The organism is Deinococcus roseus (genome assembly GCF_014646895.1).
GTDB classification, from domain to species: Bacteria; Deinococcota; Deinococci; order Deinococcales; family Deinococcaceae; genus Deinococcus_C; species Deinococcus_C roseus.
In genome coordinates this window covers 20,040-36,664 of record NZ_BMOD01000037.1, presented here as the reverse complement: position 1 = coordinate 36,664, position 16,625 = coordinate 20,040, and the positions used below count along the sequence as shown (strand labels likewise).

Genomic DNA, 16,625 nt, shown 5'->3' with positions numbered 1-16,625 from the left:
AGGAGGGTGGTGGTGATGGTTTTCAGCAGGTTGGTTTTCATGTTGGTTTTTCCTTTCGGGGGTGGCAGGGAAGGTCGGGCTTTCGGTGCTGTTCACCTTGAAAGGCAGTATGCGCCAGGGGTTTTAAGGTCTTTTTTGCACCTTGTTAAGATCCTGTGTAGAAAATGGAGGGTGTGGCTCGCCCTGTTGTGTGGACACCATCTCTGCACCTTCTGGAACCCTGGCTGGTGTTTTCTGGAGGCACCCGAGCAGACAGCATCTGTATACGCTTACAGTTGAGCGAAAATTCCCAGTTCTGACCAGGCATATGTTTCTATTTTCTGGGACACATACTTCTGCCTGTTTCAGGATCTGAGGGTTTAAAAGGGCCTCTGTCCCAACCCAGAGTCCTGAAACGCTTTTTCGGAATGTTTCAGCGCTGTCTTGTTGAAAACTTTGCCAATTTCGATAAAATCAAGTCCAGATAGGGGTTTTCTCTTCTATTGACACTGTACACGCTTACACTTAAAATGATGCTTGATTTCCTTCAAGAAATCCTTCTGACAAACAAAACTTCCAGCCCTGTGCTGCCCTCAGGCAGGCAGGTGGGTTGCAATTGCAAAATCCCGGATCGAAACCCATGGCCCTGAATCAGGGCGGCCTCACTTCACCCTTTTGGACTTCACCCTTGCACCTTGCAAAGGAGCCTGACATGACCCTCTCACGCGAACAATTCCCTGCAGATTTCCGCTGGGGCAGCGCCACCAGCAGTTACCAGATCGAAGGCGCAGCTTTCACAGACGGCAAAGGAAAGAGCATCTGGGACACCTTTTCCCACACCCCTGGCAACATCAAAAATGCAGAAACCGGAGACGTTGCCTGCGACCACTACCACCTGTGGGAACAGGACCTGGATTTGATGCAGGATCTGGGCCTCAACAGTTACCGCTTCTCCATCTCCTGGCCGCGGGTGCTTCCTGAAGGACAGGGCCGGATCAATTCCAAAGGACTGGATTTCTATGACCGCCTGATTGATGGGTTGCTGCAAAGAAACATCGACCCTTTTGTGACCCTCTACCACTGGGATTTGCCGCAGGCCCTGCAGGACCAGGGAGGCTGGGTGAACCGGGACACCGCCCACCATTTCGCAGAATATGCCGATGTGGTCTCCCAGAAGCTGGGGGACCGGGTGTCGCACTGGATCACCCACAACGAGCCTTTCTGCACCAGCATGCTCGGACACCTGTTTGGTGTGCATGCTCCAGGCTTGCGGGACCAGAAATTTGCCTTGCAAGCTTTGCACCACGTGTACCTCTCGCATGGTCTGGCGGTCCCACTGCTGCGCAAAAACAGCAAACCAGACGCCCAGGTGGGCATCACCCTGAGTTTGCACCCGGTGTATCCTTTCAGCGACAGCCCGGAAGACCTCGCTGCTGTTCGCAGGCATGATGGTTTTCGCAACCGCTGGTTTCTGGATCCGCTGTATGGCAAGGGTTACCCCTGGGACACCTGGGCACTGTATGGAGATCAGGTTCCAGACGTGCAGGAAGGCGACCTGCAGACCATCGCTGCAAAAATGGACTTTCTGGGGGTCAATTATTACTACCGGGAAGTGGTGAAACACCAGACGGGTGCAGGGGTGTTTGAGGTGGAGGAGGTGCATCTGCCAGACGTGAAGCGCACCCACTTCGGCTGGGAGGTGTTCCCGGAGGGCCTGACCACCTTGCTGGAACGGGTGCATGCAGAGTACCGTCCCGAAAAACTCTACATCACCGAGAACGGTTCAACCTTTCAGGACGAGTGGGTGAATGGAAAAGTGCTGGACACCGACCGCCAGCAGTTTTTTGCAGCGCACCTTCAGGAGTGCTTGCAGGTGCTGCAAAAAGGCCTTCCCCTGAAGGGTTATTTTGCCTGGAGCCTGCTGGACAACTTCGAGTGGGCAGAGGGCTTTGACAAGCGCTTCGGGATGGTGCATGTGGATTTTGAAACCCAGAAACGCACCCTCAAGCACAGTGGAGAATGGTTCATGGATTTCCTGAGGGTGGGTGTGGTGCACTGACCTGAGCCTCGCTTTGACAGGCTGGACCCTGGTGGCCCGGCCTGTGTTGTGCTGTCTGCACAGACTTTCTGGAGATGGCGGCCCTGTCTGACCTGAGGATGCTTTGCAGAAAACAATCGGGTTATACTGAAAAGTAAGCGCATACAAATCTTCACACCCCGAAAGGACGGTTCTCCGTGAAACATCCGCTTTCTTTTGATTCTTCTCTGCAAGACCCGCTGGGATGGCAGGCCCTGAATGGCTGAAACCGTCACTGTGGAAATGGTGGCCCACGAAGCCAGGGTCTCCACGGCCACCGTATCTCGCATCATCAATGGCAGCGGGAAAGTCAGTGCCAGACGCAGAAAACAGGTGATGGACGCCATTGAGAAGCTGGGCTACCGCCCCAATTTGCTGGCCCAGTCTCTGGCCAGAGGGCAATCCATGAATGTCGGGGTGCTCACCCAGGACATGGCCTCGCCGTTCTTTGGGCAGATGCACCAGGGCATCGAGCAGGGGTTTCAGGGCAGTGGCTACCACCCCATTTTTGTCTCCGAAGAATGGCAGGATGACAAACAGCACGCTGCACTGGAGGTGCTGTTGTCCAGAAGGGTGGACGCACTGATCGTGCTGGGCGGCTACATCGAAGATGATGTGCTGCTCGAGCTTTCCGGGCAACTCCCCCTGGTGACAGTGGGCCGTGAAGTGAAAGGTCTGGAGGGTTCACTTTCCCTGGACAACGAACAGGGAGGATACCTTGCCACCCGGCATTTGCTGGACCTGGGGCACCGCCAGATTGCCTGCCTTGCTGGCCCGGACACCCACTACGACGCGGTGGACCGCATGGCAGGTTACCTGCGGGCCTTTCAGGAAAGTGACGTTCCTTTGCAAAGGGATCTGGTGATCGATGCCCTGTTCAGCGAGGAAGGCGGGGTGCGTGCCACCGAGCGTTTGCTGAAATCTGGCAAGCACTTCACAGCTGTTTTTGCCTGCAACGACCAGTCGGCCATCGGGGCGCAACTGGCCCTGCAACGCCATGGAAAGCGCATTCCACAGGATGTTTCAGTGGTGGGTTTTGATGACCTGCCCAGCAGTGCTTTTGTGTATCCACCCCTCACCACGGTGCGGCAGTCTGCCAAACTGCTGGGTCAGGCAGCAGCAGCAGCAGTGATCTGCAAACTGGAAGGAAAGACATTTGCACCTTCCAGACTGGAATTGAAACTGATGGTGCGGGAATCCACTGGACCGGTTTCCCACATGCCCACCCACACGTCCATTCCGCAACAGGTTGAGCAGCAAGTTGCAGGATCTTCCAGACCCAGAAAGGTGAGGCTGCGCATGGGATGAGCCGATTTGCCCCATAAATGTAGGCGCATACATTTGTTTCTGCAAGTCCGGCTTAAAATCTAGAATTGAAAAAACCCCGTCCAGACCTGCAAAAATTCTCCCGAGGGTTTCTGCAAATGCCCACTTTCAGCACCATCGTGCTCTGCACCGTCTTGACACTGCCGCCCAAACCCTGTACTTTTTGATTGAAGCACCTCACAAAACACCCATGACCCCACCGGGGCAGTGTTTTCCTGCACTGTACACCTCCAAGCAAACCTTCAAACCCTTCTTCAGGGACCTCATCCCATTGTGCTTTTGTTGCCCCCAAACCTCGCGTCTGGGCTGTACCTTCATGCCTTACCAGATGCATTTCTGCCTCAGGAGATTCCCATGCTCAACCCACTGAAAAGCGCCCTGGCCGTCCTCACCCTCTCCCTGACCCTCAGCAGCTGCACCCAGACCACCGTTCCCCCCGTGGTTCCAGAAATTCCCAGGGCCAGTGCCGTCAAGATGTGGCTGACCACCGGGGACCAGAGCAAACTGCTCAGCAGCGAACCCGAACTGCATTTCAGTCGGGACGGAGGCGAGACTTTCCCCACCATCACCGTGGACTCCAGCCACACCTACCAGCAAATGGAAGGGGTGGGGGCTGCTTTCACCGATTCCAGCGCTTACCTGATCTCCAAACTGCCTGCAGCAGACCAGCAGAAACTGCTGAAAGATCTGTTTGACCACCAGACCGGGGCCGGTTTTGATTACATGCGTCTCCCCATCGGGGCCAGTGATTTTTCCCTCAAGCATTACTCTTTCAATGACCTGGACAAAGGACAGACCGACCCGGAGCTGAAAAAATTCAGCATTGCCCACGATCAGGAATACATCATTCCGGTGATCAAGAGCACCCTGAGCATCAACAAGGACCTGAAGATCATGGCCTCCCCCTGGAGTGCTCCGGGCTGGATGAAAACCACCGACAGCCTGATCAAAGGGAGTCTGAAAGAGGAATTTTACGGCAGCTATGCCCATTACTTCGTGAAATTCATTCAGGCTTACCAGCAGGCAGGCATCAAGTTCGACGCTGTCACCCCCCAGAACGAACCCCACTATGAGCCTGACAACTACCCTGGCATGCGCATGGATGCTGCTGCTCAGGCAAAATTCGTCAGCCAGAACCTCTTTCCTGCCCTCAGGAATGCCGGGCTTGCCACCAAAATTCTGGGCTGGGACCACAACTGGGACCAGTGGAACTACCCGGTGGACCTGCTCAATGATGCTGCAGCCCGAAAAGCGCTGGATGGCGTTGCCTTCCACTGTTACGGTGGGGATGTGGCCGCCCAGAGCCAGGTGCACGACACCTTCCCGGGCAAGAGCATCTACTTCACGGAGTGCTCTGGGGGGTACTGGGCCAACAACTTCGGGGACAACCTGAAATGGAACGCCACCAACCTCCTGATTGGCGCACCCCGCAACTGGGCCAAAACCGTGCTGCTGTGGAACCTTGCACTGGACGAGAAAGGCGCACCCCACACTGGCGGCTGTGACAACTGCCGTGGCGTGGTGACCATCCGCTCGGACAACCAGCAAATCGAGAAAAACGTCGAGTATTACGTGCTGGGCCATTACGGCAAAGCCGTACGACCTGGCGCTTACCGCATCGACTCCAACACCTACAACACCCCCTCCAGTGGGCTGCAGTCGGTGGCCTTCCAGAACCCGGATGGCAGCAAAGCGCTGATCGCCCTCAACAACACCAGCGACAGCCTGACTTTTAAAGTGAAAGACCACGGGGCTTCTTTCTACACCACTTTGCCTGCTGGAGCCGTTGCCACCTTCAAATGGACCGGAGAGGACAGCGACACCCCTCCCCCACCCGCCCCTGCCAAAGACGCTTTCAAACGCGTTGAAGCCGAAGGGTTCAGCAGCATGAAGGGCATCGAAACCGAAGCCTGCTCAGACGAAGGGGCAGGACTGGATGTGGGGCACACCGACGATGGCGATTTTCTGGTCTTTGACCGCATCGACTTCGGGGCCAGTGGAGCCACCTCCGCCCAGTTCCGGGTGGCCAGCGGCTGGAACGGTGGAACCATCGAGGTGCACACCGACAGCGTGGATGGTCCAGTGATTGCCACCGCTCAGGTGGTCAACACGGGAGGCTGGCAGAACTGGCAGACCGTCACCGTTCCTGCCACTGCACCTGCTGGTGTGAAGAAAATTTACGTGGTGTTCAAGAAAGCCGAAGGCATCAACATCAACTGGTTCCAGTTCAGCAAGTAAGACCCCATCTCAGACAGACCCAGACAGACCCAGACAGAGGAGGGCTTTTGCAGCCTCCTCTGCTTTTCTGGATCACCCCGAAACCTCCTGCCAGCGCACCCTGCCCCGGCCCTGGTTCTTGGCCTGGTAAAGCTGCTGGTCTGCCTGCAAGATCAGGGCCTGACTGGACCCAGCGTCCGGGATCAGGCTGCTCACCCCCATGCTGAGGGTCACGTAAGAACGGATGCTGGAATCCAGGTGGGGGATCTGCAGTTCAAACATCTCCTGCATGATGCGCTCGGCCACCAGCAAGGCCCCTTTCAGGTCGGTGCCGGGCAGAATCACAGCAAACTCTTCACCACCGTAACGGGCCACGATGTCTCCACGCCGGACGCTGCGGGACAGGGCCTCTGCCACCTGTTTCAGGCAGCGGTCTCCTTCCAGGTGGCCGTAGCGGTCGTTGTATTTCTTGAAGAAATCCACATCGCACAGAATCATGCCGATGGGTTGCCCGCTGCGCTGGTGGTTGGCCCACAGTTTCTCCAGGTGGTCGTTGAAGGCCCCGCGGTTGTAAATCCCGGTGAGGCCGTCCAGCGAAGCGTGGCGCTGCAATTCCTCGTTGGCCCGCTGCAGGGCCTGCTCTGCCCAGACCCTTTCCTGGATTTCTTCGCGCAACTGGTGGGTGCGTTCATCCACCAGTTCTTCCAATCTGGTGGAGTAGTTGTGCAATTTCTGGGCCTGCTCAAATTGCTCCACTGCTTGCAGCACCGTTCTGCCCAGGGCCACATCATGAAAGTGGATGCTTTCCACGGGTCTGTACATCCAGTAGCCCAGCATGCGCTGCTCTGTGAGCAGGGGAACCACCACAGCATGCTGTTCCACCACGAACTGCATGCCATCCTCTGGCAGCAAGGACAGCAGGGGAAACTGTTCTTCCATTTCCGGAACACCCATGCCGTCCAGCAGCAAAAGCCGGGCCATGGGGACAGCCCCTTCCTCCTCGGGGTCCAGCAGCACCACCAGATGACCCACCCCGTTGTTGCTGAGGTACCAGCCGAGTTCCTGCTTGAATTCTGCAAGCCCATGGGCCGAGAACAGCCGGGGCTGTGAGGCCACACTGCGCACCGTGTGGTTGCGCTGGATGCCAATGGCATTGTGCACCGCTCCACTCAGCACCTGCTGCAATTGCTGGTAGCTGTGCAGGGCAGGCAAGGCAGGCACGTCTGGATGGGCACGCACCACCTGTTCAAAAGCCAGGGCCAGCAGGTGTTCCCACTTCTCTGCTTCCTCATCCAGGTGGCTCTGGTGCTGCAGAAGTTGCTTCCAGTGTTGCAAACCGCCCAGAGGGTTTCCAGAACGGAGGGCTTCGGTCAAGACCATTTGCAAGGGCTGCAGATGGGATTGCAGTTGCGGGTCCACCTGTTGCAACGCGGCATTCTGGGAGGGGATGTGCCCGCAGGATTCCCGCACCACCAGTTCGGTGGGCACCCAGAAGATGTCCTGCACCTGCTGACCCTTCAGCTGGTCCAGCACCAGCCGGGCCAGGGCTTCTCCCTGCTCCACGAAGGGCTGCCGGACGGTGGTCAGGGCCGGGGTGAGGCCCCGGAAATGCTCGCTGTCATCGAAGCCCACCACCGCGACATCCTGCGGCACCTGAATCCCGTGCTGGGTCAGCACCCCGATGGTGGCTGCGGCCATTTCATCGTTGGCACACACCACAGCATCAAAATCCCTGCGCTGCTGCAACAACTCCTGCAGGGCATCACAGGTGGCCTGAAAAGAGAACCCTCCATCCAGCACGAAGTCTTCCTGCACTTCAAGCCCATGTTCCTGCAGGCTGCTGCAAAACACCTCTTCCCGCACTTCTGAATCTGCATTGCCCACAATGCCCCGCACAAAAACCAGCCGTTTCTTCTCCTGCTGGACGATCAGGTGCTCCATCATTTGCCGCATGCCACTGCGGTTGTCCACCATCACGGTGGGAATGCCTTCCAGAACGCGACCCAGACCCGCACGGGGAAGGTGCCGGAAAGGATTCAGCAAGAGGTGCAACTGTTCATCGCTGGCATGCGCTCCGATCACCACGGTCATGGCAATCACCGCCAGATGCTGGTCAGGATGGATCAGGGCCTGAAAATCCCGCGCTGCCGGGTACTCCGGTTCGTGCAGGTCCTGATGAAGATACACCGTGGTGGTGATTCCGTGGTGGTCCAGCACGTTGCGGATGCCTGCCAGCACGGCCTTCTGGTAGGGGTGGAGTTCATTGGTCAAGACGGCCACACTTCTGGGAGGATCCATGAAACACCTCGGGGCAAAAAACAACTTGCCTCACAGTGTATCGGGTGAACCCTTACAGGTTTTGTTCAGGGACCATGCAGCAGATCACAAAAAGACAGAGGAGAATTCCCCTCTGTCTGGTGGGCCTGCAAGCTCATTTCCCGAACTGGAACCAGTTCACATTGAAAGCGGTGCTCTGTGGGAACACCACATAGAGTTTCTGGACACCTTTGCTGACTTTGGCAGGAACAGTGACGGTTTGCCAGTTCTGCCAGCCTCCCGTGCCAGGCACTTCTGCTGTAGCAATCACGGGACCATCCAGACTGCCCTCCCGGAATTCGATCGTGCCTCCCTGGTTGGCACTGGCCACCCGCACGCTCACGGTTTTGGCACTGCCGTCCTGGAAGTCCACCTGATCGAACACCAGATGATCCCCACTGTCGATCCAGCCAATGTCCTGGCCCAGTCCTTCGTCTGTGCAGCCTTCTTTCTGCACCCCTTTCATGCTGCTGTAATTCTCGGCCTCAATGCGTTTATAGGCGTTTCTGGGCGGCGCTGTGGGAGGGGTGGGGACAGGATTGTCGCTGCCAGATCCGCTCCATTTGAAGGTGGCCAGTGAACCTGCAGGGAGGGTGGCGTAAAAGCTGGAGTTGTGCTCTTTGACTTTGAACAGCTGGGCGTCGCTGCTGGCATTCAGCACGATCAGCACCTTGCTGCCGTCGGGGTTTTTGAAGGCCACGCTTTCCAGCTCCGAGGGCACCGGCAGGTTGTAGGTGGCAGAATCAATCCGCACCGCACCTGGACGCACCGCCTTGCCATAATGCCCAAACACGTAGTAATCCACGTAGGGCTTCACCTCTCCAGTGGTCTGGTCAATGGAAATCAGGCCTGCACAGGTCCCGCATCCGCCAGCGTGGGGGTTGCCGTTGGGATCAAGGGCCAGGCCCCACATCACCACGGTTTTGGCCCAGTTGCGCGGTGCCCCGATGATCAGGTTGCTGGCCACCCATTTGATGTTCTCTGCAAAACCGGGACGCCAGGTGCCCCCGGAGCATTCTGTGAAGTAAATGCCCTTGTCGGGGTGGCTGTCGTGGGTCTGGGTCATGGCGGATTTGTCTCCACCATAGCAGTGCCAGGCCGTTCCAGCGATGTATTTGCGGGCTCCAGGATCGCTCAGGACCTGGTTGGCATAATCGTAGTTGTCCCAGTTGAAATCCCAGGCCAGGATTTTGCTGTTGATTTTCTGCTGCTCAAAGAGCGGCCCGAGGTGGTCCCGGATGATCTGCACTTTCTCCTGGGCACTGATCCTCATGCCGGGGTAATTGTCGGGTTCCAGCTGGGGTTCGTTCTGCAGGGTGATGGCATCAATGGCAATGCCATGTTGCCCGTAAGCCTGAATGAACTTCACAAAGTAATTGGAGAACGCACCGTAAAACTCTGGCCTGAGGCTGCCCTTGATCATGCTTCCCGTGGTTTTCATCCAGCCGGGAGGGCTCCAGGGGGAAGCCATGAACTTGAGGTTTTTGTTGATGGCCTGCGCTTCTTTGATGACTGGAATGATGTATTCCTCATCGTGCGCAATGCTGAATTTTTTCAGCTCTGGGTCGGTTTCACCTGCGGGCAGGTCATCGTAGCTGTAGTGGCTGAGGGCCAGATCGGTGCCGCCCATAGGGATGCGGGTGTAATCCAGACCGATGCCTTTCTCGGCATCAAAGAGCATTTCCAGTGCGGCTTTGCGCTGCGCTGCACTGAGTTTTTTCTGCAACAGCCAGGTGCTGGAGTCGGTGAAGGCTGCCCCCACCCCTTCCATTTGCTGGTAGGTGCGCCCTTCATCCACGGTGATGGTGGGATACATTTCCCCACCGTCCTGGGCAAAACTGAGCGCACTTTCTGCAGAGAGCAGTTTGCTCTGGTCCGGGGTGGTCAGCCATTCCTGCACCGGTCCAGCTCTGGGTGTGGGCACAGTGGGATTGGGCACAGCAACAGCAGCACAGGACGTGATGAGGGAACAGCTGATCATGAGCAGAGCAGTGTGTCTGAAAGTCATGGGGGCTCCTTGGGAATGAGGTTTGTACGGTCATTATTGTGGATTTTCCGAATGGTAACGTGTACACATTTATACAAGGCACCATTCCCGTCCAAAAAGCAAAAATTTCTGTTTCCCTCAAGACATCTCCAGATGAACCATATTGGAAGTCACCAAAAGGTCCAGAAACAAACCTTTTCTGGGTGGTGGTTTTTGGGTTCAGGTGATGGTCACGTTTTCCAGAACTGAAACTGCAGCTTCACCTGAAAAGCCTGCAACAAAAAAGACCAGCATGGCTGGCCCTCTTTGCACACGTTCTGCTGTCAGCGCTGCAATTTGCGGGTGGATTTGCGCACCACCAGTTCATTGGAGAACACTGGCATCACAAAGCGCGACTTGCCCAGCAAACTGAGGGTGAGTTTCGCTGCTGTGACGCCCATCTTGTGGGCAGGCTGTCTCACCGTGGTCAGGGGCGGAACGGCATAACGGGACACCGTCAGATCGTCATAACCCACCACCGAAACAGCTTCAGGCACCATCAGGCCATGCTGGTGGAGGGCCAGACGGGCACCAAAGGCCATCTGGTCGTTCCCCGCAAACACCGCAGTGAACTGCACCTCCTGCTGGATCAGCCTGTCCACAGCCTGAACCCCGGATTCCTCGGTGAAATTTCCCTCCACCACCCATTCGGGTTGCACTTCGATGCCCGCTTCCTGCATGGCCTGGCGGTATCCCTGCAGGCGGTCCCTGGCATCAAACTGGTGCGGGGAAAGCTGGTACCCGGTGATGTGCACGATCTTGCGGTGCCCCAGGTCCAGCAGGTGTCTGGTGGCGAGATACCCACCCCGCACGTTGTCCACATGCAGGCAACGTTTTTCCAGACCGGGCACTTCACGGGCCACCACCACCAGCGGCAATTTCTCGGAGAGCCGGATCAAATCTTCGTCTGGCACATCTCCAGACACCACAATCAGGGCGTCCACCCTTCTGGAGATCAGCACCTGCAGGGCGGCCCTTTCCTTCTCGGTGGACCAGAAACCGTGGGCAAAGAGCGGCTGGTAGGTGGTGTTCTGCAGACCATCGGTGATGCCGTTGAGGATGTCCCCATAAAACGGAGCGGTGCTGTGCTGTGTGAGGATGCCAATCACCGAGGAGCGCCCCCGCACCAGTTCCTGGGCCACCACGTTGGGCTGGTAGTTCAGCTTCTCGATGGCCGCTTCAATGCGTTCACGGGTTTCCTGGGCCACAGGTCCGGTGTTGTTGAGCACGCGAGAAATGGTGGCGGTGGACACTCCAGCCTCACGGGCGACGTCTTTGACGGTGATGAATTGAGCCATGGCGTTGCCTTTCTCTTGCCTTTCTGGATCTGGTTCTGCTGCAACAGGTGAACACGTGTACAGTCAAGATTGTAGCCGATTTCCCGTCCCAGCACAGCCCTTTCTGGCATTCCCCTCAATTTCAGCAATCTGCTCCTTCCTGCAGCACTTCGATCTGCAACACCTGGGCCGGGGAAATGGCTGCACCCCGTCCGTCGAAATGCAAGTTGTGTGCAGGGGTCATCTCCAGGCCCTGCACCTGCCCATACACCCAGTACACCGCTTTCACCCAGGCGGCTTTGCTGGTGCCCGGGGTCCAGAATTTCACCACACAGGGCCGGGTGATCTGTCGGTATGTGGCCAGCACATCCACCCCATACGTGCCCTGAAAACACCTGCACAGATCCAGCACGGTTTCCGGAGCCTGCAGAAAATCCGGGTTGCCGTACACGCCTGGCTGAAAGGCAGCTTCCCGCAGCAGCATGCCAGACGGTCCCCACTGGGTGCGGTCCTGCATTTTCTGCTCGTGCAACCAGCGCAGGTGGTGGTGCCCCAGGGTGCGCTGGAAAGTGCTCCAGGCCCTGGGGTTCACATGGGGTCGGGCACAGCGTTCCAGCACCTCCCACAGTTCAGGGAGCACCTGACCGAGGGGCAGCAACCCTCTGGAATACCCTGCAGGGTCAGCCGTGCGTGTGAGGTGATGCCAGCAGGTTCCCTGGCTCCAGGGCCGGATGGGGTACCTCCTTTTCAATTCACTCCACAGGGCTTCATCAGGAGGGGCAAACTGCAGGCTTTTGCGGGAATGAATCTGGCGCGGAGCAATGTCCTGAAGGATGTCCAGCAGCACTGCTCTGGGAATTTGCAGGCCAGAACTGAGCGACTGCAGGGCTGTGGGCAAATCGCGGCAATCCAGCAAAGCTTCTTTTTCCGGTTGCTGTCCGGTGCGGGCCGGATGCAGCAGGGTCATGGGGTGGCCTCCAGCTGGAACAGGTGCAGTTTCAGACGGCGGGCCAGCATCTGGCAGGCCAGCACACCCCGGTGGCTGTGCCCATAGGCATTGAGCAGGGGGGAATACACCGCAATACCCAGTTTTCCCGGACTGGCGGCCATCAAACCTCCACTGACCCCACTTTTGGCGGGAAGGCCCACCTTGCAGGCCCACTCTCCTGCGCTGTTGTACATGCCGCAACTGAACATCACGCTGAGCACCTGTCGGACCACGCCTTTGGGCAAGGCCTGCAGGGTTTGACCTGGAATTTTTCCGCCCAGGGCCAGGGTGGCCGCCAGTCTGGAGAGGTCCTGCACCTGCACTTGCAAGGCACACTGCTGCAAATACAGCCTGAGGATCTGTTCGGGGTCCTGCTGCACCATGCCCAGGTTGTGCATCAGGTGCACGATGGCCCGGTTGCGGTGGGCGGTGCGGTTTTCCGAGGTGAAGACCCGGGCATCTGTGGGCAGGTCACGCCCCAGGATCTGTTGAAACAGGTTTTGAAGCTGCTGCAGGGCATGTGCTCCATGCCTTTCCAGCAGCAAACTGCTGATGGCCAGCGCACCGGCATTGACCATGGGGTTGTCGGGTCTGAATTTGCCTTCGTCCAGCCGGATGGAATTGAAACCATCTCCGCTGGGTTCGGTGTTCACCACGCCTTCCACGGCGTCCTGACCACAGGTCTGCAGGGCCAGTGCATATCCAAAAGGCTTGGAGAGGGATTGCAGGGTGAAACGGGCCTCGCAGTCTCCCACCTGCAGGGTTTGACCGCTTTTCAGGGTCACACTGAGGGCAAAATGGGCAGGGTTGGCCTGCGACAGTTCTGGAATGTAATCTGGCAGCGATCCTGCAGCATCGTGCCTGAGGATGTTGTAAACGTGCTGCAGGTGGTGCATGAGGTGCTCTGGGGTCAGGGTCTGGTCTGGATTTGCGGAAGCAGGTTCAGTCATGGTTTCGGTCATGGTCAGGGCAAGGGCAGGGGTTCACCCACTGGAACACAGGGGTGCGAAGTCAGCAGCTGGAATTTTCAGGAATGACGGGAAATGACAGAGCCCTTCTGGCTGTTTAGCGCCAGAATCCGGAGGCAAAAGCTGGAATGCTAGACTGGATGCATGTCTGTGGCTGCAGTTGCTGAGCGCTTTCCTTTTTTGCTGTCTCCTTTCTGGCTGAATGTCTGGAGGTCCATCGGGGACCCGTGTGCAATGTCTGGATGGATTCAATATACTGCTGTGGTTCGGTGAGCGCTACAATGGACCATTCAACGGACCACAACTCTGAACCCGATTCAAGCATTCCCATTCTTGAACGGCCTTTTCATTTGCTGACCTTCTTCAATGCAGCACATCCCAGCTGGACGCTTTCTGCTCTGGCACGGGAAAGTGGGCTTCCCAAAGCCAGCTGTCTGCGCTCCATCCGGGTGCTGGAAAAATACCGCTTCCTGCGTCGTGAAGGAGACGAGTACCGTCTGGGATCGCAATTCATCCGACTGGGGGCCTTTGTGCAGGAAAGCTCCCCCTCACGGGCCATTGCCCTTCCCTATCTGGAAAAACTGCGCAACACCACAGGGCACACCAGCCAGTGGGCCGTTCTGGATGGCAGCGAAGGGGTCTACACCGAAGTGGTGCAGGCCCAGGCGGGCCTCAGGCTGTACATTGTTCCCGGACAGCGGGTGCAACTGTACTGCGGCGCATCTGCCAGACTGCTTCTGGCTTTTGCCCCCAACAGCGTGCGGGAAGCCAACTTTCAGGCCCCACACCACCGCTACACCCACACCACCCCCACCTCGCTGGAAGAACTGAAAACCCTGGACACCCTCACCCAGAAAACCTGGATGTCTGCCAGTTTTGGAGAAGTGGTGGAGCACTCGGTGGAACTGGCCGCCCCGGTGTTCGGGGCCAATGGGCATTTTCTGGCTGCCATCAGCATTGGAGCCGCCAGCACCGCCTACCCGACAGCAGAGCCCCTGAAACGCGACCTGGCCCTGCTGAACGACACCGCCAGGGCCCTCTCACAGGACCTGGGGTACAGCCAGCCCTGGCTGGGAGACCCTGATTTTTTCCTGACCATGCTCAGGGGCATGCAGTTGTTGCCCCATGTGATTCAGTGATTCAAGGATTCAAGGATTCAAGCCTTCGAGAACCAGACTCCTGATGACATCTCATGCTGAAAGGACACCAGAAACATGGACAGAGCATTCATTGAAGTGCACGGTGCAAAAGAAAACAACCTGAAAAACGTGTCCCTGAACATCCCCAAAGGGAAAATCACGGTGTTCACCGGGGTTTCCGGTTCAGGCAAATCCTCGCTGGTCTTTGACACCATCGCAGCAGAGGCCCAGAGGCAACTCAACGAGACCTTCACGGCCTTTGTGCAGGGTTTCCTGCCCCATTATGGGCAACCCGATGTGGAGCGCATCGAGCACCTCAATGCCCCCATCATCATTGATCAGAAACGGGTGGGAGGTGGGTCCAGGTCCACGGTGGGCACCTACACCGACATTGCTTCCTTTTTGAGGGTGCTGTTTTCACGGGTGGGACAACCTTACGTGGGGGCGGCTTTCGCCTTTTCCTTCAACACCCCGCAAGGCATGTGCCCGGAGTGTGAAGGCATCGGAAAAACCGTGCAGATCGACCTGGAGAAATTTCTGGACCGCAGCAAATCCCTGAACGAAGGGGCACTCCTCCACCCGGATTTCAAGGTGGGCAAGTGGATGTGGAAAGTCTACGCCCAGTCCGGTTTTTTTGACAACGACAAACCCATTGCGCAGTACACCGATGAGGAAATGCACCTCCTGTTGCATGGTGCAGGAGGCCGCAAAGTCTCCTTTTCGGATTTCAACCTGACCTATCTGGGTCTGCTGGAGCGCTTCACCAGGAAAGACAGTGCCTCCATGTCCGAGCGCAACCGGGCCATTTTTGAGCAGTTCACCACCACCCTGACCTGTCCGGTGTGCCAGGGGGCCAGACTGAGCGAGGCCGCCCTGAATTGCCGCATTGAGGGGCGCAACATTGCAGAACTCTCTGATCTGGAGAGCACCGAACTGGTGAAGTTCCTCAAAAACCTCAGCGATCCGGCAGCGAGCCGGGTGGCCTCCAAACTCATCGAACGCCTGGAGCACCTGGTGGACATCGGTCTGGGTTACCTGAGCCTGAGCCGGGAAACCACCACCCTTTCTGGAGGGGAATCCCAGCGGGTCAAGATGGTGCGCCACCTCGGGAACAGCCTCACAGACATGCTTTACATCCTGGACGAACCCAGCGTGGGATTGCATGCGAGGGATGTGGGCCGCCTGAATGGCCTGCTGCACAAATTGCGTGACAAGGGCAACACCGTGCTGGTGGTGGAGCACGACCCGGATGTCATTGCCATTGCAGACCACATTGTGGACATGGGACCCGGAGCAGGCACCCACGGGGGTGAGGTGGTCTTCGAGGGCGCGTACCCGGAACTCAAGCATTCGGGCACGCTCACCGGGCGTTTCCTGAGCCAGCACCTGCCCATCAAAGAGAATGTGCGTTCTCCGAAAGGCTGGATGGCCATCGAACATGCCACCCTGCACAACCTCAAGGATGTGGGTGTGCAGATCCCCACCGGGGTGCTGACCGTGGTGACGGGGGTGGCTGGATCCGGGAAAAGCACCCTAATCAACGACATTTTCACAGAACAGCACCCTGGCGCTGTGGTGATTGACCAGTCCCGCATTGGGGCCAATGTGCGGTCTGCGCCTGCCACCTACACCGGCATCATGGACGAGATCCGCAAAACCTTTGCGAAAACCAACAATGTGAATCCGTCGCTGTTCAGCTTCAACTCGGAGGGCAGTTGTCCCAACTGCAACGGTCTGGGTGTGATTTACACCGATCTGGCCTTCATGGAGGGCATATCCAGCCCCTGTGAAGTCTGCGAGGGAAAACGCTACAAACCCGAAGTGCTGACCCACCTGCTGCGCGGCAAAAACATCAGCGAGGTGCTGGACATGACCGCCGAAGAAGCGCTGGAGTTTTTCACCGAGAAGAAGATCAAAGCAGTCTTGCAGGCCCTCAACGATGTGGGCCTCTCCTACCTGAAACTGGGCCAGCCGCTTTCCACCGTCTCTGGCGGTGAAGGACAACGCCTGAAACTCGCCACCGAACTGCACAAACAGGGCAGCATTTACGTGATGGACGAACCCACCACGGGCCTGCACCTTTCAGACATCGGGCTCCTGATGAAAATCATTGACCGTCTGGTGGACAGCGGAAACACCGTGGTCCTGATCGAGCACCATCTGGACGTGATCCGTCAGGCCGACTGGATCATCGATCTGGGGCCAGAGGGGGGAAGTGCTGGAGGGGAAGTGCTGTACAGCGGTCCTCCTGCTGGGCTGGTGCAGGAATCCCGTTCCATCACCGCACGTCACCTGTAACGAAAGAACATGCA

The 16,625-nt window shown here is 57.5% G+C and carries 10 protein-coding genes; 5 read left to right on the top strand and 5 right to left on the bottom strand.

Annotation, left to right across the window (positions count from 1 at the left end; translation table 11 throughout):
- The first annotated feature begins 691 nt into the window (after positions 1–691).
- The 3 genes from IEY52_RS24450 to IEY52_RS24440 all read left to right on the top strand — a co-directional run bounded on the left by IEY52_RS24450 (position 692) and on the right by IEY52_RS24440 (position 5,620).
- Entirely contained in the window at positions 692–2,038 is a 1,347-nt protein-coding gene (locus tag IEY52_RS24450) for a GH1 family beta-glucosidase (protein WP_189008571.1), read from the top strand.
- Positions 2,039–2,275: 237 nt separating this feature from the next.
- Positions 2,276–3,364 carry a LacI family DNA-binding transcriptional regulator gene (locus IEY52_RS24445; protein ID WP_189008568.1) on the top strand — a complete coding sequence of 363 codons (1,089 nt, stop codon included), beginning with the start codon at positions 2,276–2,278 and terminating at the stop codon, positions 3,362–3,364.
- A gap of 372 nt (positions 3,365–3,736) precedes the next feature.
- A complete protein-coding gene (locus IEY52_RS24440; protein WP_189008565.1) occupies positions 3,737–5,620 on the top strand; it encodes a carbohydrate-binding protein in 1,884 nt (627 codons plus the stop codon).
- Between the two features lie 72 nt (positions 5,621–5,692).
- On the opposite strand, the gene IEY52_RS24435 is transcribed toward IEY52_RS24440, so the two are convergent.
- The 5 genes from IEY52_RS24435 to glsA form a co-directional block, all read right to left on the bottom strand.
- On the bottom strand, positions 5,693–7,897 hold the full coding sequence (locus tag IEY52_RS24435; RefSeq protein ID WP_189008562.1) for a diguanylate cyclase: 2,205 nt from the start codon (positions 7,895–7,897) through the stop codon (positions 5,693–5,695).
- Positions 7,898–8,030: 133 nt separating this feature from the next.
- A complete protein-coding gene (locus IEY52_RS24430; RefSeq protein ID WP_189008559.1) occupies positions 8,031–9,923 on the bottom strand; it encodes a carbohydrate-binding protein in 1,893 nt (630 codons plus the stop codon).
- A 302-nt stretch (positions 9,924–10,225) separates the two neighbouring features.
- Positions 10,226–11,239 carry a LacI family DNA-binding transcriptional regulator gene (locus IEY52_RS24425; RefSeq protein ID WP_189008556.1) on the bottom strand — a complete coding sequence of 338 codons (1,014 nt, stop codon included), beginning with the start codon at positions 11,237–11,239 and terminating at the stop codon, positions 10,226–10,228.
- 121 nt (positions 11,240–11,360) lie between these two features.
- The gene (locus IEY52_RS24420) at positions 11,361–12,185 is read right to left on the bottom strand and encodes a hypothetical protein (RefSeq protein ID WP_189008553.1); all 825 of its coding nucleotides are present in this window, start codon (positions 12,183–12,185) and stop codon (positions 11,361–11,363) included.
- Positions 12,182–13,168, bottom strand: coding sequence for a glutaminase A (glsA, locus tag IEY52_RS24415; protein ID WP_229684957.1), 987 nt, complete (start codon positions 13,166–13,168; stop codon positions 12,182–12,184). The genes IEY52_RS24420 and glsA overlap by 4 nt, the downstream gene beginning before the upstream one ends.
- A gap of 287 nt (positions 13,169–13,455) precedes the next feature.
- On the opposite strand from glsA, the gene IEY52_RS24410 reads away from it, so the two are divergent.
- Both IEY52_RS24410 and IEY52_RS24405 read left to right on the top strand, forming a co-directional pair.
- Positions 13,456–14,313: an IclR family transcriptional regulator gene (locus IEY52_RS24410; protein ID WP_189008550.1), complete on the top strand. Its 858-nt coding sequence runs from the start codon at positions 13,456–13,458 to the stop codon at positions 14,311–14,313.
- A gap of 75 nt (positions 14,314–14,388) precedes the next feature.
- The gene (locus IEY52_RS24405) at positions 14,389–16,611 is read left to right on the top strand and encodes an ATP-binding cassette domain-containing protein (RefSeq protein ID WP_189008547.1); all 2,223 of its coding nucleotides are present in this window, start codon (positions 14,389–14,391) and stop codon (positions 16,609–16,611) included.
- Positions 16,612–16,625: the final 14 nt, after the last annotated feature.